This is a genomic window from Acinetobacter sp. WZC-1, assembly GCF_052544965.1.
This window is the reverse complement of record NZ_CP199370.1, coordinates 297,123-318,671: the sequence shown is the minus strand read 5'-3', so window position 1 is coordinate 318,671 and position 21,549 is coordinate 297,123. Positions and strand designations below refer to the sequence as shown.

The window sequence follows — 21,549 nt, the reverse complement described above, 5'->3', positions numbered from 1 at the left end:
AAATTTATATTTTTAACAATGAATATGAAAGCAAAAAATTGTAACAATTAAATTAAGCCTCTTTTCATAAATGAAAAAGGGCTGTCCTGGATAAGGTTCAAATTCCAATCCAGAATCGCAAAATTTTCAATTTTTGTTTTGGGCTTCCATAATTAAATCTAAACTCACATTCTTTCAAAAACAAGGGGAATGACTCCTTCGGAATATCATTATATTTTCACAGTATTCTTTTCGGGGGGAGGTCAATATCGCCTTTCAACTTTTTTCACATTCATTTGCACGATGCCAGTCTACTTTCAGGCGGTCATGTTTTGCATCCCAATCTTTGGCACCAGACAACATAGGGCGTTTAAACAATTCAAAGCACAGAAGCAAGCTATCCCTTGCTCGTGAAAAAAAGAAAAATGAAATACCTCTATGATGTGTTCTATATCACCAATAATCAGCCCCTGGCACAAGCGGAAAAGGGGTTTCTAAAATATTTATCCGACAAAAGCCGAAGAAATCAGCGTACACGGCTGTTATGTCTCTGATCATTGGGCGACCAACCAACAAAACTAAAATAACTGGAAGAACAAGGCGATCTGATTCTATTTATCCAACAGCGCCATACATTTTAAACCAGGATGCTGTGTTGCAAAAACAGTACTTTTCAGATGCCTCAACTGAACATAAAATGGTCATCAGAATTTACGTTCTCACGTATTTCATAGCGCTGTAGTTTCTTGTTTATTTTCTTACTGTGTAAGACGAAAAGCCTCCTCTTCGGAGGCTTTTTTGTGCCTCATCTCCAGAGGCCTGGCTATACCGGCACTGATACAAAAGCAAACACTTCAGATAATGCTATAAAATTCAAATTTGTAATTAAACCACCGACACGTATCTCCCCTGCTGTCATCATGCTTTCAAAAAAGCGTCACCTGGCTGCAACCCGATTTACCTATGGTCTTGTCTTCCAAATCCGGAGAATTCCCATATGGACTCTGTTTTACCCCAGCAAAAGCCCCGAAAATTTCTAATGATCTGTCTACTCATTGCATGCAGTACCTTCCTCAGTGCCTGTAATGACGACAAAGCATCCGACACAGCGGCACAGCCCGGCTCACCCAAATTAAATTGTGCGCCATAATTTTCAGGGACCAGAGATTAAATCATGCCAAATATTAAAATGAACCGTCGCCACTTCTTACAGGGCCTGGCAGGTCTGGGCGCCATGACGGCTTTCCCGGCATCCATTCAAAGAGCGCTGGCCATTGATGCCTACAATCAGACCGGAACCATCCAGGATGTCAAACATGTCGTAATGCTGATGCTTGAGAATCGATCATTTGACAGTTATTACGGCACACGCAAGGGTTACCGGGGCTTTGGGGATCGTTTCACCATCCCTCTGCCAGGCGGACGCAGCGTATGGCAACAGCTGAATGCTAAAGGCAGGGAAATTCTGCCTTATGAACTGGACAGTGCCAAAGGCAATGCCCAGCGTTTAAAAAGTACGCCACATACCTGGGTCGACTCCCACCAGGCCTGGGATGGCGGACGTATGGACAGCTGGCCAAAAATCAAAAAAGACCATTCCATGTCCTATTTTCCAACCCAGGAGCTGAATTTTCAGCATGCATTGGCTGAAGCATTCACGGTCTGTGACAATAATCACTGTGCCATGCATACCGGCACACACTCCAACCGCCTGTTTTATTATACTGGCTGTAATGGCCCCAAAGCGGCCGGTGTGGCCATGCTGAACAATGAACTGGGGGAAATGGGACCTTCCTCTGTCGGCCTGACCTGGACAACCGTTGCAGAACAACTGGAACAGGCTGGTGTGACATGGCGTGTCTACCAGAATATGCCGGATAATTTTGGCTGTAATCAGTTTATTTCTTTCCGGCAATTTCGTGCAGCCAATGAAAAAGCCCCTCCGGAACGTCGTGTCTCCAGTGATGCCAATGCCGTATGCCCTGCCTATGACCCCGCGATTGACGACCAGGATAATCCATTATTTAAGGGTGTCGCCAACACCCTGCCCAATCAGGGACTGTTTGATACCCTGAAGCAGGACGTGCTGGACAATAAGCTTCCCGAAGTCTGCTGGATTGTACCGACCGCACAGTATTCAGAACATCCGTCCCCGTCCTCCCCGGTACAGGGTGGTTGGTATGTACAGGAATTACTCGATGCCCTGACGGAAAATCCTGAGGTGTGGAGCAAAACTGCGCTGATCATTACCTATGATGAAAACGATGGCTATTTTGACCACCTGGCGCCACCGACGGCACCGTATAAGGATAAAGACGGTGTGATTCATGGCAAAAGCACCATTGATGATGCCGAGATGGCTTTTGAATACTGCGATTATCCAAAACCGGAAGGCACCACCAGGCAGCCTGATTTTGATGGCCAGCCTTTTGGCCCCGGTATGCGGGTTCCCATGTATATCATTTCGCCCTGGAGCCGTGGCGGCTGGGTCAACTCTCAGACTTTTGACCATACCTCTGTCATCCAGTTCCTGGAGAAACGCTTTAATATTCAGAACACCAATATCAGTACCTTCCGCCGCACGGTCTGTGGTGATTTAACCTCTGCATTTGATTTTAAAAATCCCAACGATCTGAGTCTGCCTGTGCTGAATGGGCGCAAGACCCAGGCGGAAGTGGATGACATTGCCCTGGCGCAGGGTAAACTTGATGTAATTCCGGTTCCCGCTGAACAAAAGTCACCGGAACAGGAAACCGGGATCCGGCCGTCACGTGCCTTACCTTATATCCTGCATACCAGTGCGGTCAGTCATACAGGCGACGGAAACCTGAGTCTGAAATTTGCCAATGCAGGACAGCAGGGTGCAATTTTCCATGTCTATGACAAATTGCATCTGGAAAATTATCCAAAGCGTTATGTGGTGGAACCGGATAAACAGCTGGATGACACCTGGCGTATGGATAACCGCAGTTATGACTTATGGGTACTCAGCCACAATGGCTTCCATCGTCATTTTAAGGGCAACGCCGATGAATTACTCACGGCAAAAATTCAGCCGGAAATTCAGGTCTGTTATGACAATGAAAATGGAGATGTCTACGTCAAACTGCATAATACCGGAACACAGCCCTGTACGCTGAGCATCCGGGATAAAGCCTATTTTCAGCAGGAGGCAAAAACAGTAACCGTACAGCCGAATGCTGAAGTGGAGCTGTCCTGGAAATTGAAGGATTCAGGATACTGGTATGACTTTGAAGTCAGCTGTCAGGAAGCAGCCGAGTTCTATCGGCGCTTTGCCGGCCGTGTTGAAACCGGTCAGGATTCAGTCAGTGACCCATCTTTTGGCTATAAACTATAAGTCGGCAAAACCTGTATTTTCAATGTGAATCTGATTCACTAAAAAGCCTGTCACATGGACAGGCTTTTTAGAATTTCATGCACATTATGCCAGAATCTTATTTGATTCCGAAAGTTTATTTGAGCAACAGGCTATTGATCCGCTTGACATATTCAGCAGGATCATCCGGTAATCCACCTTCAGCAATCACCGCCTGATCAAAAATCACATTGGCCAGATCATCAAACTGAGTCGAGCCTTCCAGTTTTTTTACCAATGGATGCTCAGGGTTAATTTCCAGAATCGGTTTGTTCTCCGGCACCTCCTGACCTGCCTGTTTCAGCATGCGGATCAGTTGTGGAGACAGCTCACCGTCACTGGTCACCAGACAGGCCGGCGAATCGACCAGTCGAGTGGTCACCCGGACTTCTTTGGTTTTGGCTTTCAATGAATCGGACAGTTTATCCACCACCGGTTTAAATTGTTCAGCCGCCGCTTCAAGCGCTTTTTTCTCTTCTGCATCCTGCAGATCCCCCAGATCCACAGCGCCCTTGGAGACATTCTGCATTGGCATGCCATCAAACTCATTGACGAAGTTCATGGCCCATTCATCGACACGATCCGCCATTAACAGCACTTCAATGCCTTTTTTCCTGAACAGTTCAAGCTGTGGTGAGTTTTTTGCAGCACTCAGACTTTCAGCCGTTACATAATAAATGGCCTTCTGCCCTTCTTTCATGCGGGCCTTATAATCTGCCAGTGAGGTGGAGATTTCATCATTGCCTGAAGTCGCATAGCGCAGTAATTTTAAAATACGCTCACGATTGGAGAAGTCCTCTCCCAGACCTTCTTTAATGACTGACGCAAATTCTGCATGAAATTGTCTGAATTTCTGCTGGTCCTGCTCATCTTCGGATTTTGCCAGTCCATCCAGCAGGGTCAGTACCCGACGGGCATTACCTTCACGGATGGTTTTGACATCACGGCTCTCCTGCAGCAACTCCCGGCTCACATTCAGTGGCAGGTCTGCACTGTCCACCACACCCTGTACAAAACGCAAGTAGTTTGGAATCAGGTTATCCGCATCATCCATAATAAACACACGTTTTACATACAGTTTAATGCCGGCTTTGGCTTCACGGGTAAAAATATCGCCTGCGGCCTTTGCAGGAATATACAGCAATTGTGTATATTCGGTACTGCCTTCAACACGGTTATGCGCCCAGGCCAATGGTGCTTCAAAAGCATGGCTTAAGTTTTTATAAAACTCGATATACTGTTCTTCAGTGATCTCATTTTTATTGCGGGTCCATAGCGCACTGGCAGAGTTAATGGCTTCCCACTCATCGGTTTTAACCATTTGACCACCGGCAGGCTGTTCACCTTCGGCGACCTCTTCCTGCTGCCACACTTCTTTTTGCATTTCAATGGGCAGGCTAATGTGATCAGAATATTTATTAATAATCTGCTTCACTTTATAGGATTCCAGATAATCCAGCGCATCATCGCGTAAATGCAGAATGATGTCAGTCCCCCGTGACTGCTTTGTGATCTGTTCCACCTCAAAATCGCCGGTTCCACCACTGACCCAGCGAACGCCTTCAGCTACGTCCGCACCGGCACGACGGGATTCCACCGTAATTTTATCTGCAACAATAAAGCCCGAATAAAAACCCACCCCAAACTGACCAATCAGCTGCGCATCTGATTTCTGGTCACCGGTCAATTTAGACATAAAGTCTTTGGTCCCGGATTTTGCAATGGTCCCCAGATGATCAATAGCTTCCTGCTGACTCAGACCAATGCCATTGTCTGAAATGGTGATGGTTTTATGGTCTTTGTCCAACCGGACACGGACACGTAAATCGGGATCATTTTCATAATATTCAGGGTGGTTAATCCCTTCAAAGCGCAATTTATCACATGCATCGGAAGCATTTGAAATCAGCTCGCGTAGGAAAATTTCAGGGTTGGAATAGAGGGAATGCGTCACCAGATGTAAAAGCTGAGCCACCTCAGCCTGAAAACTATGTTTTTGTGCGCTCTGTTCGCTCATAAATCACTCCTTAAATACATAACGTCATTTTTTCTGAATGCTTTATGAATTGGAGTGGCTTTGCCATTTTTCAATGGCAAAGCTAAAATTTTTTATTTAAAAAACTCCGGCCAGCTGCGTCGCCTCTATAACACCATCGCAGCAATCCAGCCGAAAATTAACAATGGAATATTAAAATGAATAAAGGTTGGTACCACCGTATCCCAGATATGGTCATGCTGACCATCCACCCCCAGCCCGGCCGTCGGTCCCAGGGTTGAATCCGAAGCCGGAGAACCGGCATCACCCAATGCAGCACCCGTACCGATCAATGCCACTGTGGCCAGTGGAGAAAATCCGAACTGTACGCAAAGCGGCACATAAATGACGGCCAGCACCGGCACACTGGAAAATGATGACCCAATGCCAATGGTCACAAACAGACCAATAAACAGCATCAGAAATGCAGCCAGCGCCTTGTTGTCGCCAATCACATGCACAATACCATTCACCAGGCCGTTAATATCACCGGTATGTGTCATGACAGAGGCAAATCCTGCTGCAGAAATCATGATGAATCCCACCAGTGCCATCATGCGCATGCCCTGTACAAACACATCGTCGGCTTCCTGCCATTTAAAAATACCGGCAGCGGACAATACCGAAAAACCCACCAGACCACCCAGAATCATGGAACCTGAATAAAGCTGTGCCACCAATGTCAGGGAAATGGCCAATAACGCCATCAATATGGTTTTTCGGGCAATAACCGGAACCTGTCTGGCTTCCTGCTCCAATTCAAGCCCGTCTGCCTTTAAATCATCAACAGTTCCTGTCCGCAATGGCTTATCCAGATCAATCGTGGCCACTGGCGTGACATTCCGATCCACATAAATACGTGGTTTACGATAACTGAAAAATACAGCAATCAACGTCCCCACCACCATCCCCACCACAGGAATGGCCATCCCGACCGGCATCATCCAGCGGTCAACATGCAGATGATATGCCGCACCAATTTTGTTGATATTTCCCATCAGAATCTGTTCAAGAAAAATTGCACCAAAGCCCACCGGCAGAAAAATATAGGTTCCCACCAATCCCAGTGTCAGGACACAGGCTGCAGCACGACGATCCAGTTTCAGATGGTTCATGACTTTCAGCAAGGGCGGCACCAGCACCGGAATAAATGCAATATGCACCGGAATCAGGTTTTGTGAACAGATCGCTGCGATCAGTAAAATGCTCAGTAATACATATTTGACTTTCCGGGCCTGGCTGTGAGTGGCTTCTGCGCCCAGCAGCCCAATCAGCTTATGCGCCAGTAAATCAGGCAGACCGGACTTGGAAAGTGCCAGTGCAAAAGCCCCCAGTACCGCATAGGCCAATGCCACTTCGGCACCATCTCCCAGGCCTGCATTAAATGCCTTTACGGTCTCGGACAGACTTAAACCTGCCACCAGACCACCCACCATTGCTGAAATCACCAGCGTCAGAACCACAGAAACACGTGCCAGTGACAAAATAAACATCACGGCAATCGCAATAACGACAGCATTCATGAAAAATTTACAAAATATGAAAAGACCGCATTTTAGCAGATTCATGACCATGAAACCGCAATTTAGTCAAATGGATGCTAACAGACCAACCCTGCTCAGCCTCCCGTTGCAGCAAATATCGCCTATATTTCTATTTTTTAATTGTTTTTTTCACAAAATTTCGGATATGTTCTGCCATTTCCACAGGCCGGCTCAGTATGGCCCAGTGATTGGCATCCACCTCAATACGTTCAAAATCACTGACCCATTTCTGCATTTCATCAATCAGTTCAAGGCTGACAAGATTATCTTGTTTCAACACAATGGCTTGCACCGGGCAGATCGCATGGCGCTGACGCGGACGGATCAGGCGTGGCAGAAAATTTGCCCGATATAATCCAATGCCATATTTCCCATCGGCCACAATATGCTGATTCAGAGGCAAATCATGGGTCTGTTCCAGCTGACTGACCAGCCTGCCCCAGCGTTCAGGGCTGAAGAAATGCCACACGGTCGGCGCCAGCAAGGGTAGCTGAAAAGCAATAATATACCAGGATTTAAACAACTGCTTAAAAAACCTGGCTTTCTGATGTTTAAACTGATCCCGCATCCACCATGCAGCATGATCCAGACATGGACCGGATATGGTGGTATAGGACAAAATCCGGCCTTTGAATTTGGCATCTGTTACCGATTCCCACGACTGTATCGATCCCCAGTCATGCGCGGCCAGATGAAAGGCCCGGCCCGGCAATAATTCACTGACCACACTATCCAGATCCTGTGACAGACGCGGTAACGCATAATCAGCAATTCGTTCAGGCACAGTGGACTGACCTGCCCCCCGGACATCATAGCTCACGATATAAAAATCATTGGTCAGCTGTTCAATCACCGCATCCCATACCTGCTGATGATCCGGATAACCGTGCACCAATACCAGGGCATGGTTCTGCCGATCCCCCCCAGCTTTTTGCATGCAGCGTCTGCCCGTCCCGGGTTAAAATCCAGTGACTTTGTCCCTGTATTGATTGATGTGCCGTTTTCAACATTGGCTGTTCATTCCCCGTTGGCGGCATAATAAATCAATGCCACATCCCTGCTTGCTGGTTTATTATAGTTGAAAATCATCGTATCAGAATTGACCATGAAGAATATTATCCGCAAATTACAAACCATTCCCTTCATTTCAAAATTCATGCTGAACCATTATGCGCCGTATAAAGGTGCAGGCATTGAAATTGATCAATTTGATCTGAAGAACTACCATATTCGGGTCAAAATGCCACTGAACCGCAAAAATCAGAATTTTGTCGGTACTCACTTTGGCGGCAGTCTCTATGCGATGGTTGATCCATTTTATATGTTAATGCTGATCCAGCATTTGGGCCCTGAATATATCGTCTGGGATAAAGCCGCCAGTATTAACTTCCTGGCACCGGGTCGTAGTACAGTATTTGCAGATATTCATCTGGATGCGGCTGAAATTGAACAGATTAAATCACTTGCCGCAAACAATGCGCCAGTTTATCGCAACTATAGCCTGAATATTGTTGATGAATCGGGACTCAGAATTGCCGAAGTTCAGAAGACCCTCTACATTCGTAAGAAACGGGCCAAAGCCATAAAACCCCAGGCGTAAAAAAAGCGCTGTATCAACAGCGCTTTTTCAGACCTTTATTTTCTTTGTTCTATGGCAGCACCGGCACCACCACCAAGAGCACCGCCAATGGCTGCACCTGAGTCACCACCAAAAATGCCTTTACCGACCACTGAACCAATTGCCCCCCCTACACCACTGTAGGTCGCGTTACGGTTGGAGCCATTCTGGGCCTTGCTGCCCACTGCTGCACCACCGCCACCACCGATTGCCGCACCCACACCACCACCGGCATGGTTGCCAACGCCACCGCCCAACGCACCACCCAATGCAGCAGCACCAATCCGTTTATCATTGGCGGACATACTTTCACAGCCTGCCAGCATAATCAGCGGCAAAGCCGTACATAAAACGATAAGAGATTTTTTCATCTGGTCACATCCCAATAACATTTGCTTACCCTAAGCTTAGTCCTGTTTTATTGGTAAATTAAGTATTTTTTGTTACTTTTCATAAAACATAAAATTTTTCAATTCCGTACCAATCATGCACTTTTTGATGTAGTGTCATACCGCAGTGATAAATGGGTTCCTTTTTGATACAAAAAAATGATCAGAAAACGGTAAAAACATCCTGCTGAAAGATAAGGGAATCCACCATGGATTCCCTTATTGTTTAACTGTCATAAAGTATTATAGCCAGATATATTTTTTGAGCTACAATAGTAAACCCTTATTAGATTGCCTGCTATCATGCCAAAAATATATTCAGAAGATTTGCACCTGAAAGTCAGGAATATTGTCAGTCAGCAGAATATTCCCATCTGTGAGGCTCTGGAGATCGGTTTTAAGGAAATGTAGTCCTTAATCCACATGTGGCTATACAATGTGATCTAAAGGGTTTTATCTATTGTAGCTCAAAATGTACGAATCGCCTACCTTCCGGCATATAGTCCTGATTTGAATCCGATTGAACAGGCATGGTCTGTACTGAAAAGAAAAGTCAGGAATATTGTAAGTCAGCAGAATATTTCCATCTGTGAGGCTCTGGATACAGGGTTTAAAGAAATGTAGCTCTTAATTTACATGTGGCTATATAGAACAATGCAGCAGAATTGGGTTGTATCCCAAGTAAATCAGCAGCAGTTCTGGCAGTTACTTCAGCAATAAAAAAACTCCAATAGCTTTCTTTGAGTTTTTTTTATTTAATTTACATCCAGTTATCTTCATAAAAGTAGACTATCACAAAGCTAATCTACTACAGCCCCTATAAATTTAATTTAAAAACACATAGAGAAACTGCATATATTTTTAAATTAAGACTCTAGACTTATAAAAATTAACTAATAATATGTAAATATTGACCTTCACATGAATTATTTATATAAATATTTATTGATTTTCCTGATGAAAGTGCCATTAGAAGGGTAGCATAAGTAGCTTTCATATTATCAGTATTAGGATTTGACCAGCTTAACCAAGTTCCAGCTGGACAAGAGCTGGTTCCTGCATTGAGTTGGAGTAATATTTTTGCGGGCATATAAGTTGCTTCCAAAATTTTCACTTTACCTGTAACCACTTCAACAGCATGTGCTTTCGCACAAACTAAATAAAGCAGCAACATTGAACTCAATAAAATATTTTTAATCATAAAATAATCTCTAATTTAATAAAGGAAAAGAAAAATTATTTCATTTACCCTTATTTACAATGGATAAAAAATATTGGAAGAAGTTGATTAACAAGTTATGGTTGTTTAATCATAATATTTCGACAGCATGTTATATAAATTATATTTTAACACAGTCACTTAGATAAATCCAAACGTATCAAACAAGGCATCCCTTTAGATTGCCACTCACCAGAGCATCCATTTACAAATCCTGAAACAGAAGTCTGACTGTGAAAAGAGGATAGTAAAGCTGCATACATTTCTTTAAAACTTATATGACTACGTTGTAAAACCAATCGATCTAGCATAGTAAAATTCTCACTATTTGCAACACTTCCGTTCAATTGAATAATAATATCACCAGAATCATGCACAATTAATTGAGAAATTTTTGATGCTATAAAGAAAGTTAAAGTATTTACATTACTTAATATTAATATAAAACTACTCAATATTAGTATAGCCAACTTATTTTTACTTTAAAAAACCCTTTATCGATATCCATTTAAAACCTCCTTTTATATATTATTTTCTTAAATCTAATCGAGTCAAAATAGGATAAGATCCATTACAGCCATTTGCCCAACCACTGATAGTTGTCTGTGCATGAAATGCGGATAATAATGCTGCATACATTTCTTTGAACATATAATGGTCTTTTTGAAGAATAACAGCAGATGAGATAGTACAACCTTCACCATTTGCAACACCATTCGGAAACTCAATAATTAAAGCATTCCAATGATCATGAATTGTAATAGCACTAATTTTTGTATTGTAAAACCCACTATTTGCTAAAGCATTCGTATTCAGCAACAAACTAAACAACAACACAAAAAAAATATTTTTCATTATAACTTATCCTTTTAAATAACATCTTTATTTCACTAGAAATTTCCACTCATTATAATGGTTTGAATTTCTAAAAGAAGTCTCTTTTTCATCAAATCCATCTTTTTTAATAGGCGTTTTATCAGATCGGCTATAAACACCAATAATCAAATGATCTAAATTTCGAATAATTAAAAAATCGTCACCCGTTATAGGATCTTTTTCTAATCTTCGCATATAACGAGTTACCGACAAATGCCTTGGATCCTTAAGTAAGTCATTCAATTCTGAAGGATACATTTTAACACCACCTGGCGTATTTTCATAATAATTTTTGATCGCATTTTGATAAGTTCGCCCGATGCCCAACAATTCTTGCTCATTTTCTCTTTGTTTTAAAGTTGCATAATTGATTGCCCACTGCCCAATTCCTAAAGATAAAAGAATCATGATTCCAAGTATCCAAATATATGCAAAACCTAATTGTGATCTATTAGACATATTACCATTCAGCATATATTTTGTCGTTACTCGATACTTCAGTACTCTTTGATTTAACATCATATATACCAGCTTCATTGGGTGTTTTGATAATTTCCCATTCTTGACTTTTCATGATCGGATCTTCTGGTATTTCTCTTAAATATTTTTTTGTTTTTAAATTTTCCAAAGTATCTGGATATTTTCCTTGGTCTGAATAATACTGATCTATTGCACGTCTTATCGTTGATAAATTCTGTTTTAATACAACCTCTTGCCCTTCTTTAATTTTACCAAAATATCTTGGCGTTATAATTGAAAGTAATAATGCAATAACAGAAAGAACAACCAGCAATTCTACAATTGTGAAACCGTTATTTTTTTTATCTTTCATTAAAATTACCATTGATTATAAGGAACCCCATTTGTCCCTTTTTGTTCAGATAATGAATATATATCATAGACATCATCACCGTTCTTAGGCTTATCATAGTCACTCAAATAAGCCCGCTTCCCCCATGTTTCCTCAGGTAAAACATTTTCAATGTTCCCTTCAAAAAAAGGATCTCTAGGAATATTACGAATAAATCTTTCTACTACTATTTTACCACCTTTAGTTTTAACACCTTCAAGCACTTTTAAATTCGAAGGATATCCAGTTTCCGTTTTAAAAGATTTTGGAATTTTATTTTGTTCACTTGCAGTTTTAAATGCATCAATAGCCTGTCGAATTTCTACTAAAGATCGTTTTAGATCTTTTTCTTTACTATTTCTTGACGTAATTTCAGTAACAGGAATAACAATTGAAGCAAGAATCCCCAATAGCACTAAACATACCAATAATTCAACAAAAGTAAATCCACGATTTTCAATCATTTTGATTCTACTTGTATTTCTTTTATAACTTTATCAGTTAAAAACTTTTCTGGTTTTCCATCACCTAGTTTAATACTCCCATGCTCTACAATGAGTTCACGTTTCGCTTTTACTTCGCCAATCGGAATTTTAAAGGTTAATAATGCAGCGGGCCCTTGGTGAGCTGGAGTTGCACCAAAGTTTAATTGAGTCCCCGCTTGTAATTTTGTTTGTTCAATTTTTGCAGAAGGAGCAACTAAAACAATCCTACTCATTTCCCAACTTTCAGGATGTGCAACATCTACTTTTAGACTTTCAAAAGCAGGGGTATTCTGAATCAAAGCAACTGTAAACTCTTGTCCTGGAGTTACACTACTTGGACCACTCAGCTGAAACTGAGCAGATGCTGGTGCCCCACCATAGCTAGTAGTCGCTGGAGGTGTAACTTTAGCAGTTTGTACAGCTTTGTCTGCCACTTCTACAATATTAGTCGTAGTCGCGCTTGCGCTTGCGCTTGAAGGTGATGCTACTTCCATCTGACTGAGCATCGATTCTGCATTTGGTGTATATTTAGCTGATTCATTTAGCCGTAATGGTCTCGTTGTCACCTGATCTAAAGTACCTGAAATGAACTCTTGTATATGTGGTGCTGGTAATTCAAATGGTCTTACTATACGAGGAGTTATAAGTAATACAATTTCACTTTTATTTTTTGAATCTGAAGTGTTTGAAAATAAACGACCAAGCAATGGTATTTTTCCAATGCCAGGTAAATGTGTTGCGGATGTTTTCGAATCATCTCGAATTAATCCTGCTAACATTTGTGTTTCACCATTATTTAACTGCAAGATTGTTGAAGCATTTCGTGTTCCGATTTGATACGCAACTACCCCATTTGCTTCACGTATTTCTTTTGCAATATTACTAACCTCCATTTTTATATTAATCTGTACCTGATTATCTTTATTAACCTCAGGTTTTACATTAACTTTTAAGCCTACATCCAAGTAATTTACATTTTGAGTCAGAAAATTAGAGTTTTCACCTATTGTAGAGGTAATAACGGGGACTTTATCACCAATTAAAAAACTCGCTTCCTCTCGACTTTTTACTCGAATTCTCGGATTAGCCAATAAATTTGATTTATTACTCGTTTGTTTAAAATTCAATGTTGCTAAAGGATCTGCAACAACCAATCCCAAATTATTAGAGTTTAAATTTTTCACCTGATTTAATGTGAATTTTCCAACATCGCCTAAGTCATTTAATGTTTTTACACTTATTTGATTTGGAAAGTCTATGCCTAGACCCAATAATGTATCTCGATTTACTTCTAAAACCTCTATATCTAAGACGACTTCAGGTGTAGGTAAATCGTATGCCTGCAAAGACTGTTCTATACTGGCCAATACATCAGTATTATCCCTAATAATTAACATTTTTAAACGATCATCAAAATACATTGATTTTGGTTCATAGAGTTTACTAATCATTTCTTGTGCATTTTTTGCATCAGCTGAGCCCAAGTAAAATGAACGTGTTATCATCTCTTCGTATGCTTTTCTTTTTTCTGCTGTATTTTGAAATATCAAAAATGTATTAGAATTTAATGCCTTATAGCCAAGCCCAGAAGTTCGCATAATCATATTTAACGCTTCTTGAACAGTTGTATTTTTGGCATAAATCGTTGTATTTTGATCTAACTTAGCATCTTTATCTAATATAAAGTTTATTCCAGAATGTTCAGAAAGCACTTCTAATACAGATTGTACTGGAGCAATTTTAAACTCTAATGAAATCCTCTGTGTAAGTTTTTCATTCATCTGAGGTGGATTAATTAATCGTCGATTTTTTTCTTCAAAAATTCTTGTTCGTAAACTTATCGCATCCTCATAATCGGGGGTGCTCTGTAAAATTTCTTTTAATATAATTAATGCGGATTCGCTATTTCCCTTTTCAAAAGTATTCTGCGCTAATTCTAATAAAGGCTTATTTTGTTGCCTTTGTTTTAATAATTTAATCTCTTGTTTTGCTGTGGCATTGTTTTGATCAAAATCTAAGACTTGCTGGAACAAAAGAATTGCACCTTCAATATTACCTGCACGCTTTTCTTGCAATCCTTGTGTCAGCCTTAAATTAATTATGTGTTGCTGTTCAAAAGTATACTCAATACGGTATTTTGAAGGTCTTTCTTCAGCGTCTTCTTTTAATTTATTGAGTGACGTAACTTGTTTTTCATGTTGAGTCAGAGCAGAATTACAACCCGCTATTATTAACATGCTAAAGGTTAATAGACTATATTTAAAAAACACGGGTGATAAAAAAATTGATTTCATATTATTTTAGACACATTAATAATTTGTTTTGTTGGAACGTACTCAAGTCTAACTTCACGATCATCAACACTAATAACTTTCCATATGTTATCATAGATAATTTGAGGGCGCATCACTACATTGGTGTTATCGAATGATAAAAAAACTTGCAATCCCGCTGAGTCAATAATTTGCCCTAAGTATTTTACATTCGGTAAAGAACTTTGTGTAACAACTGGAACAATAGGAATATGCTGAACAGGTACTTCGGTAATAACTTTCGGTTTAATAGGAGCGACTTTTTCTACTTTAATTTCTTTTAATGGTTTCATATTGATAACTTTAGTTTTTTCTTGTTCAGGCTTAATTTCTTTTAAATCCCAAACATGAAAATCAATATTATCTTCATTATTTAAGGAATAAAACTGCTCTACGTCAGTCGAGTCTACACTTTGTGCCCTGGGTTGCAGTATAGGGTCTGTATTTAGTACAGGGGGTAAAGTCATACACCATAAAGCAACTACAATAGCTAAAGCAGTTAGAGAAAACAAACGACGTTTTTCTTTTGTTAAACTATTAAAAATTTCCTCCCTCATCTTATGGCTCCTGAATACGAATGCTTAGACTAACTTGGTTAGTGACTTCATCTCTTTGTAGATCTATAGATTGTATATATAATGCATCTTTATAAAACTTGGATAATTGATTTAAATACTGCCGTACTTGCAACCAACTTCCTTTTACTTGGATAAAATACTTTTTCGAAGTATCAGTTTTTAACTCTCTGTAATCTTCTAAAACTAGATCATACTGAAACAAAATAGAAATTAAGTTACTGAAATTGATTGGCTCACTAATAATAATACGTTTTGATTCTTCCTCGTTAGATTTACTTTGATTTTCAGATATGAACGTATTCATTTGTATATTTTGTGAATGAATACTTTGCAATCTGCTCTCATATGTTGGAATGATCCATAACCATACTCCACATAGCCAAAGGAACAATCCAAACAAAATAACTTGATACAAGCTCAATTGTGACAAAAACTGATCAAAATACCATTTCATTCTTAGCTTAAAATTTTTCATTTAAGCACCTGCTTTAGTTCAAAATTCACACTCTTCTCAGCATCTATTTGAACTTGAACAATCGCTAAATTTAACTGTTTAGCTGAAGCATTACTTACAATTAAGTTAACATCTGTTGGATTTTTTGTATTTCCGCTGACTATTAACTCTTTATTAACTGCATATTGAATATGATTATAATTTGTTTGCGTACTGCGGGCTTGCATTAATTTATCTAAAACAAGCATATCAATTTTATTTTTATGGTTTTCCTGAGGAATATTTCCTTGAGTAACTTGATTTAAAGTTTCACTATTTTTCTCAAAAAGACTTGATTCTTTTTTATAATCAACAATAAGGTATAGCAATCTAAATACAGTAAAAATAATTAAAAAAAGTATAAAAATATTGATCATTAAAAATAACTTTTGATACTTTTTTCCTTTTAATACAAAAGCCACTTTCGTCATTTTATTTTGATCCCAGCAGGTTCATTGCTTGATTTTCATTCTCTGTAATATAACTTTCCAAATGTGCAGGCAGAAGTAAACGCCCTTCAAGGCCAAAGCCATTTACAAATGCTTTTGATGCATATTCCATATTTGAAAAGTCAAATTTATGATCATATTGAATATGATTAATCATTGTTTTTGGAAAAGAATTGATCTCAACAATTTTCTTATTTTGATAATGAACTAAAATTGCCATTTTCTGTTTTAAAACCAACAAACTTGACTCATGAAGAAACATTTCATAATTATTCCATATTTTTATAACATCCGTAATGATGGAGTCAATTTTTATGATTGCATTAATTTGCTCAATTTCATTCCAAAATTTAATCGGAACGGCTGTAATCACAGTCGGCATTTTAAATTTTATCTGATCATGTAATAGTACATATTGGGCAATATCAAGATCAGGATATTGTTTTTTTAATTGTTGTTTCATCAAAAAATCTAAGGCTGCTTGTTCTGGCCATGTCTGTAATGCGGGAATTGTAGCATAACGGCATATTTCACTAAATAACGTTATCTCCATTTTTACACGTTTAACATTGATTTTTTTTAGGAATTCCATCAATTCGACGAAACTAGAACTACTCCCCATTTTTATCATTTTCTTATCAATAAATGCCCAATGATAATGACCATTACCCAATGTGAGTTGTAATATTTTATCTTTCCACAAAAGTGACACGATTAATTTCCTGTAAAGTTGAATCACCTGCAGCAACTACAGCGAGTGCTTGTTGTCGTAGAAATCGCATGCCTTGTGTTTGAAGTACTTTGCGTATTTGACCAATTGGAATCCCTTGAATCATTAATTCTCTAAGTTCATCCGTCATGATGAGCACTTCAGCAATTGCTTGTCTGCCTTTATATCCTGTTCCTTGGCAATGTTCGCAACCCGTTCCTTGATAAAAATTATATTGATTTAATTCAGATTCTTGAATACCGGAATATTCAATTAGTTTAGGATCTTGCTGAATAGGCTGTTTACAATATGTACAATTTAAGCGTATTAATCTTTGTGCAATGATGCCGTTTAAACTACTGACAAAACCAAACAAATCTATTTCCATATGCCTGAAACGCCCGATCACATCTAATGCATGATTGGCGTGAACCGATGTATAAACTAAATGCCCCGTTAAGGCTGCTTGTACTGCAATATCAGCGGTCTCATGATCACGGATTTCCCCAACCAATATTTTATCTGGATCATGTCTTAGGATCGAACGAAGCCCACGCGCAAAGGTGAGTCCTTTTTTTTCATTCACTGGAATCTGTAGAGTTCCTTTAATTTGATACTCTACTGGGTCTTCAATGGTAATAATTTTTTGTTGTCCATCATGTTGTTCGTAAAGCAATGCATAAAGTGTTGTGGTCTTCCCCGAGCCTGTTGGACCTGTTACCAACATCATGCCATAAGGCTGAAGTGCGAGCTGCCGAATTTCTGACATTGTTTTTTGATCAAAACCCAGCAATTCAAGATTCAACGGATCATCATTTTGGGTTAATGCTTTTTTATCCAAAATTCGCAATACCGCATCTTCACCATGTAAACCCGGCATAATGGATATTCGTAAATCGACATCCTGTCCTTCAAGCTTTACGGATAATCGACCATCCTGAGGAATACGTCTTTCAGCAATATCCAATTCAGCCAAGACTTTAAGACGTGATATGGTGTGTTCAGCTAAAGTACGTTCCAATAGGTTTGTAGTTTCAACTAAAACACCGTCTATACGGCTTTTGATGACTAGCCCTTGCAAGGTATTTTCAAAATGAATATCACTTGCACCTTTTTGATAAGCATCCTTTAAGACTTGATTAACCAATTGAATAACTGGGTTATCGTCTGTACTTTGTTGTTCTAGAACTTGATGCGTTGTTTTAACTGTAAAACTTTCCACATCTTCTTGATGTGATTCAACGATCAACTGATTATAAAAATTGAGTTCATCACTTTGGATCTGCCCTATTTGGAATTCCTGATCTAGAGTGTAGCCTAGCCACGTTAAATCATTAAAAATAGGTTCTTTAAAAAAAATAACCCAAAGTTGATTTTCAAACAATGCCACAAAGCATTGTTGTTGTATTGCAAGTTTACGATTTATATAGTGAAATTGCGGTTTTAATAAGGCAATATCTTGTTTTTTAAACCACCGTTTAACGAGACTCATGACTGTATTCCACTCGCCATTTCAAAAATAGGCATATAAAGTAATACAACAATAAGACCGATGAAAACCCCAATTGCCAGCATCAGCACAGGTTCTAATAGACGTGAAAAACGTTCAATGAATTGGCTCAAATCCAGATCATGAAAATCGGCAGACTGTCTAAGCATCGCCGATATTTCACCATTTTGGTCGCCTGCTGCGAGTAATCTAGAAGAAACTGCCGTATTCAATTTTGATTCGTATAACGCATTACTAATGCTGTTGCCTTGTAAAACTAAAACTTTTGCTTGTTTTAATTGTTGCTGTTGTTTCGGGGACAATACTGTTTCAAGCATATCAAAAGATTGAATAACAGTAGCACCAGCATCAAGTAATAGTGCCAAGCCTCTAAAAAACCGAGACAGATACAAAGTTTCTAAGCGTACTTTTAATGGTTTAAATCCTGAAAGTAAGAACATTAAGGTATTCTCTATGCCTTGCATGAGTATTTTTCGTGTTATCCAAATAAAACCGAATAAAATTATAGCAATAACCCACCAACGGTATTCACCTAACCAAACGCCAAGTTCCAACATTAACTTTGAAGCAAGTGGTAAGTCGATATCAACACCTTCATAAATGGCACCAAAACGTGGTACTAAATACATCAATAAAAATAATGTAACTAACAATGCAATTCCAACTAGAAGCAATGGATACATAGCTGCATTATATATTTTATTTCTAAGTGAAGAAATTTGTTCATCATATTTTATATAACTATTTAATGCCTCTACAATTGTGCCATTCTTTTCACTGGCTGAAATTGTCGCGATAAGTAATGGTGGAAATACATCTGTTCCACATAAAATCATGGCTTGAGAAAGTGGCTTACCTTGGTTCAAGGCTTCTCGAATTTGTGTAATTGGAGAGTTTGATTGTGAAATACTATGATGACTCAATAAAACATCTAAACCCTCTGTTATAGACAAGCCAGAACTTAAAAGGGTTTTAAGTTCGTGTACAAATATAACTACATTAAAACTATTGGGCTTCTTAAAAGTAAATGATTTTTTTTGTTCCAAAATATCAATAACGTACTTATTTTGAGCAATTAACTGGTTTTTCACAGTTATCCCATTTTGACCTTCGATTTTGAGTTCTTGTTGAATTCCATCAGAATTGATTAAACGAACTTTATAAATAGGCATTATTTTAATCCTATATAAAAAATTCTAGTTTAATATTTTGAAGCATGTATGTTTTCAACCTAACAACCCTTTTTATCTACTGACAACGCATTTAAGTATTTTCTAAATCTAAAAATGATATTTCACAAGCGCCTGTTCTTATTGGTAGTGCATCATCGATATGGATATTTACTTTTTTCTTGCTTGCAACAGCTAGATAAGCAGTCGAAATAATATGCTTGTGTTTAACATCGACATAAACACGTGTTATTTCATTACACTTCATTCCATTTGGATAAGTTAATGGCGTTGTAAACCAAAGCTCAACTGTATTTGCATAAATGGGACTGCTATAATTACCTACAGCACGAATTTTTTTTATTGTCAGATTATTGAGGTCAAACTCAGTAGCAGCCGCTATTGTCGTACTGCCCAAGAAAATACCTACACAAATATAGCGTATAAGTGTTCTGTATTTTCCGTTCCATCTTATATTTTTCATTTTTCAATAAGCCCTTCTTTTTTAATCACTAAAAGTATTAGCAATTAGAATATTTAAAAAAATTAGTTGTTTGTTCTGATATCAACATAGTTAATATCTTCCCCATCTATCCAACGGCTACATGTTTCATAGCCAGTAATTACAACTTTTTTATTTGTTGCCTGAGCCATTAATAGCTGTGCAAGTTGTCTTTTACCTGTAGCATTATTTTCATTTTTTATCATCATATAGTTATGTTTTTTTGCACATTCAGGCGTATTCCCTACTCTCTCTCCAGCTATATGTACATATACAAGCCCATCAGAATCTCTAACAATAATTGAAGATATTTTACCTGTATAAGTACTTGCATATATCGTACTCGTAAATAATATTGAACTCAACACCAAGTTCTTTATCACTTTTTTTATACCCATCACTTTTCCCCATTTGAAATTTACAGATGTTTTTTTACCAATTACCAATATCTGCAGCATCATCTTTCCCTCCAACTGCCTTGTCTTTAGCAAATGAATAAACATCATACTCTGTTGGATTATGCTGTCCCGGAAGTTGGTACTGATAGGACATTCCCCACGGATCAAGTGGAATTTTTTTGATATAAGGCCCATTCCAGCGTGGTGCACCCGAAGGTGCAACCAACAATGCATTAAGTCCATTACTATTGTCAGGAAATGCACCATTATCTATACGATATTGATCAATCGCCTTGGTTAAAGCATCCACTTGTGACTTGGCTGTCGTTTTCTCAGACTTATCTAAGTTTTTAAATAGGTTTGGTCCAATAATACCAGCGAGCAAGCCAATGATTACAAGAACGATCATTAGTTCCAGCAAGGTGAAGCCTTTGTAATTTGCTCTCCCCATTAGTTCTACCCATCTATATTTACACTAAAGAATTAACAATAATTTAATATTTACAAAACAATAAGTTGGATCAATAAGCAAAAAATCATTCAGATAGATTCAAGACACTTTCCAGATCTTCTGCTTTAATTTTCCAACTTGACATACCATGTATATTATCTGACAAATATAAATAAAATTTATCTATTCTATATTTATCAAAATAAAAAATTGGAAAATAATTACCATAAGTCTCTTTAATTTGATCAAAAGGTTCATTTGATGTAAATGTTTTTTCATTTTCCGTAATAAAAAGAAAACTTTCTGTAATAAAAAAATCATTGGCATCACTCTCTGAAAAAAAATCATCACTTGACTTAGTCTGCTCTTCAGGAATAATCGTATATATACTCATTTTTTTTACTTTAGATTTAGCACATTCATAATATTTAATAATTCCTGATACTTCACGATTCTTTAATGCATACATTACAGCATGCTTCCATTGATTGATATAATCACCTTTTGTCCAATCTTTCGTACTTAAAATAAATCTCTCATACTCATCATCTAAAAAAATACCAACAGTCCCTTCTTCGGGGAAAAATTTTATCAAATTAAGCATTCT

23 protein-coding genes and 3 pseudogenes are annotated in these 21,549 nt (G+C 38.5%); 3 read left to right on the top strand and 23 right to left on the bottom strand.

The window, feature by feature from the left end:
* Nucleotides 1-97: 97 nt before the first annotated feature.
* Nucleotides 98-217 (bottom strand): annotated as a pseudogene (locus tag ACT6PV_RS01525) (IS1595 family transposase); the annotation flags it as partial.
* Nucleotides 218-1,168: 951 nt separating this feature from the next.
* Between ACT6PV_RS01525 and ACT6PV_RS01520 the strand changes: the two are divergent.
* A complete protein-coding gene (locus ACT6PV_RS01520) occupies nucleotides 1,169-3,337 on the top strand; it encodes a phosphocholine-specific phospholipase C (protein WP_445116989.1) in 2,169 nt (722 codons plus the stop codon).
* A gap of 115 nt (nucleotides 3,338-3,452) precedes the next feature.
* On the opposite strand, the gene htpG is transcribed toward ACT6PV_RS01520, so the two are convergent.
* The 3 genes and pseudogenes from htpG to ACT6PV_RS01505 form a co-directional block, all read right to left on the bottom strand.
* A complete protein-coding gene (htpG, locus tag ACT6PV_RS01515; RefSeq protein ID WP_445114753.1) occupies nucleotides 3,453-5,372 on the bottom strand; it encodes a molecular chaperone HtpG in 1,920 nt (639 codons plus the stop codon).
* A 125-nt stretch (nucleotides 5,373-5,497) separates the two neighbouring features.
* Nucleotides 5,498-6,913: a Na+/H+ antiporter family protein gene (locus ACT6PV_RS01510; RefSeq protein ID WP_445114752.1), complete on the bottom strand. Its 1,416-nt coding sequence runs from the start codon at nucleotides 6,911-6,913 to the stop codon at nucleotides 5,498-5,500.
* 130 nt (nucleotides 6,914-7,043) lie between these two features.
* Nucleotides 7,044-7,920: pseudogene (locus tag ACT6PV_RS01505) on the bottom strand (alpha/beta fold hydrolase).
* 119 nt (nucleotides 7,921-8,039) lie between these two features.
* Between ACT6PV_RS01505 and ACT6PV_RS01500 the strand changes: the two are divergent.
* Complete coding sequence (locus tag ACT6PV_RS01500; protein ID WP_445114751.1) at nucleotides 8,040-8,534, top strand: DUF4442 domain-containing protein; 495 nt, start codon at nucleotides 8,040-8,042, stop codon at nucleotides 8,532-8,534.
* A 35-nt stretch (nucleotides 8,535-8,569) separates the two neighbouring features.
* Here ACT6PV_RS01500 and ACT6PV_RS01495 read toward each other — a convergent pair whose 3' ends face one another.
* The gene (locus tag ACT6PV_RS01495; RefSeq protein WP_445114750.1) at nucleotides 8,570-8,923 is read right to left on the bottom strand and encodes a DNA transfer protein p32; all 354 of its coding nucleotides are present in this window, start codon (nucleotides 8,921-8,923) and stop codon (nucleotides 8,570-8,572) included.
* A 477-nt stretch (nucleotides 8,924-9,400) separates the two neighbouring features.
* Between ACT6PV_RS01495 and ACT6PV_RS01490 the strand changes: the two genes are divergently transcribed.
* Nucleotides 9,401-9,565 (top strand): transposase, encoded by a 165-nt coding sequence (locus tag ACT6PV_RS01490; protein WP_445116988.1) that lies wholly within the window; start codon nucleotides 9,401-9,403, stop codon nucleotides 9,563-9,565.
* A gap of 22 nt (nucleotides 9,566-9,587) precedes the next feature.
* Here the strand turns inward: ACT6PV_RS01490 and ACT6PV_RS01485 are convergent.
* The 18 genes and pseudogenes from ACT6PV_RS01485 to ACT6PV_RS01400 form a co-directional block, all read right to left on the bottom strand.
* Nucleotides 9,588-9,721 (bottom strand): annotated as a pseudogene (locus ACT6PV_RS01485) (IS1595 family transposase); the annotation flags it as partial.
* A gap of 109 nt (nucleotides 9,722-9,830) precedes the next feature.
* The gene (locus ACT6PV_RS01480) at nucleotides 9,831-10,142 is read right to left on the bottom strand and encodes a hypothetical protein (RefSeq protein ID WP_445114749.1); all 312 of its coding nucleotides are present in this window, start codon (nucleotides 10,140-10,142) and stop codon (nucleotides 9,831-9,833) included.
* A 155-nt stretch (nucleotides 10,143-10,297) separates the two neighbouring features.
* Nucleotides 10,298-10,630 (bottom strand): hypothetical protein, encoded by a 333-nt coding sequence (locus tag ACT6PV_RS01475; RefSeq protein ID WP_445114748.1) that lies wholly within the window; start codon nucleotides 10,628-10,630, stop codon nucleotides 10,298-10,300.
* A gap of 58 nt (nucleotides 10,631-10,688) precedes the next feature.
* A complete protein-coding gene (locus tag ACT6PV_RS01470) occupies nucleotides 10,689-11,015 on the bottom strand; it encodes a hypothetical protein (protein WP_419263159.1) in 327 nt (108 codons plus the stop codon).
* 27 nt (nucleotides 11,016-11,042) lie between these two features.
* A complete protein-coding gene (locus ACT6PV_RS01465) occupies nucleotides 11,043-11,495 on the bottom strand; it encodes a type II secretion system protein (protein WP_445114747.1) in 453 nt (150 codons plus the stop codon).
* A gap of 1 nt (nucleotide 11,496) precedes the next feature.
* Nucleotides 11,497-11,868: a type II secretion system protein gene (locus ACT6PV_RS01460; protein ID WP_445114746.1), complete on the bottom strand. Its 372-nt coding sequence runs from the start codon at nucleotides 11,866-11,868 to the stop codon at nucleotides 11,497-11,499.
* A gap of 5 nt (nucleotides 11,869-11,873) precedes the next feature.
* Nucleotides 11,874-12,350, bottom strand: a complete 477-nt coding sequence (locus tag ACT6PV_RS01455) for a prepilin-type N-terminal cleavage/methylation domain-containing protein (protein WP_445114745.1) — start codon at nucleotides 12,348-12,350, stop codon at nucleotides 11,874-11,876.
* Nucleotides 12,347-14,665, bottom strand: a complete 2,319-nt coding sequence (locus ACT6PV_RS01450; protein ID WP_445114744.1) for a secretin and TonB N-terminal domain-containing protein — start codon at nucleotides 14,663-14,665, stop codon at nucleotides 12,347-12,349. Before ACT6PV_RS01450 ends, ACT6PV_RS01455 begins: the two co-directional genes overlap by 4 nt.
* Nucleotides 14,662-15,240: a hypothetical protein gene (locus tag ACT6PV_RS01445; RefSeq protein ID WP_445114743.1), complete on the bottom strand. Its 579-nt coding sequence runs from the start codon at nucleotides 15,238-15,240 to the stop codon at nucleotides 14,662-14,664. Before ACT6PV_RS01445 ends, ACT6PV_RS01450 begins: the two co-directional genes overlap by 4 nt.
* A 1-nt stretch (nucleotide 15,241) precedes the next feature.
* On the bottom strand, nucleotides 15,242-15,736 hold the full coding sequence (locus ACT6PV_RS01440) for a hypothetical protein (protein WP_445114742.1): 495 nt from the start codon (nucleotides 15,734-15,736) through the stop codon (nucleotides 15,242-15,244).
* Complete coding sequence (locus ACT6PV_RS01435; protein WP_445114741.1) at nucleotides 15,733-16,185, bottom strand: hypothetical protein; 453 nt, start codon at nucleotides 16,183-16,185, stop codon at nucleotides 15,733-15,735. The genes ACT6PV_RS01440 and ACT6PV_RS01435 overlap by 4 nt, the downstream gene beginning before the upstream one ends.
* Nucleotide 16,186: 1 nt before the next feature.
* Entirely contained in the window at nucleotides 16,187-16,915 is a 729-nt protein-coding gene (locus tag ACT6PV_RS01430) for a hypothetical protein (protein ID WP_445114740.1), read from the bottom strand.
* On the bottom strand, nucleotides 16,893-18,404 hold the full coding sequence (locus tag ACT6PV_RS01425) for a GspE/PulE family protein (RefSeq protein WP_445114739.1): 1,512 nt from the start codon (nucleotides 18,402-18,404) through the stop codon (nucleotides 16,893-16,895). The genes ACT6PV_RS01430 and ACT6PV_RS01425 overlap by 23 nt, the downstream gene beginning before the upstream one ends.
* Nucleotides 18,401-19,594: a type II secretion system F family protein gene (locus ACT6PV_RS01420; RefSeq protein ID WP_445114738.1), complete on the bottom strand. Its 1,194-nt coding sequence runs from the start codon at nucleotides 19,592-19,594 to the stop codon at nucleotides 18,401-18,403. Before ACT6PV_RS01420 ends, ACT6PV_RS01425 begins: the two co-directional genes overlap by 4 nt.
* Before the next feature lie 91 nt (nucleotides 19,595-19,685).
* Entirely contained in the window at nucleotides 19,686-20,075 is a 390-nt protein-coding gene (locus ACT6PV_RS01415; protein WP_445114737.1) for a hypothetical protein, read from the bottom strand.
* A gap of 62 nt (nucleotides 20,076-20,137) precedes the next feature.
* Entirely contained in the window at nucleotides 20,138-20,491 is a 354-nt protein-coding gene (locus ACT6PV_RS01410; protein ID WP_445116987.1) for a hypothetical protein, read from the bottom strand.
* A gap of 34 nt (nucleotides 20,492-20,525) precedes the next feature.
* The gene (gene gspG / locus ACT6PV_RS01405) at nucleotides 20,526-20,942 is read right to left on the bottom strand and encodes a type II secretion system major pseudopilin GspG (RefSeq protein ID WP_445114736.1); all 417 of its coding nucleotides are present in this window, start codon (nucleotides 20,940-20,942) and stop codon (nucleotides 20,526-20,528) included.
* Nucleotides 20,943-21,027: 85 nt separating this feature from the next.
* On the bottom strand, nucleotides 21,028-21,546 hold the full coding sequence (locus tag ACT6PV_RS01400) for a hypothetical protein (protein WP_445114735.1): 519 nt from the start codon (nucleotides 21,544-21,546) through the stop codon (nucleotides 21,028-21,030).
* Nucleotides 21,547-21,549: the final 3 nt, after the last annotated feature.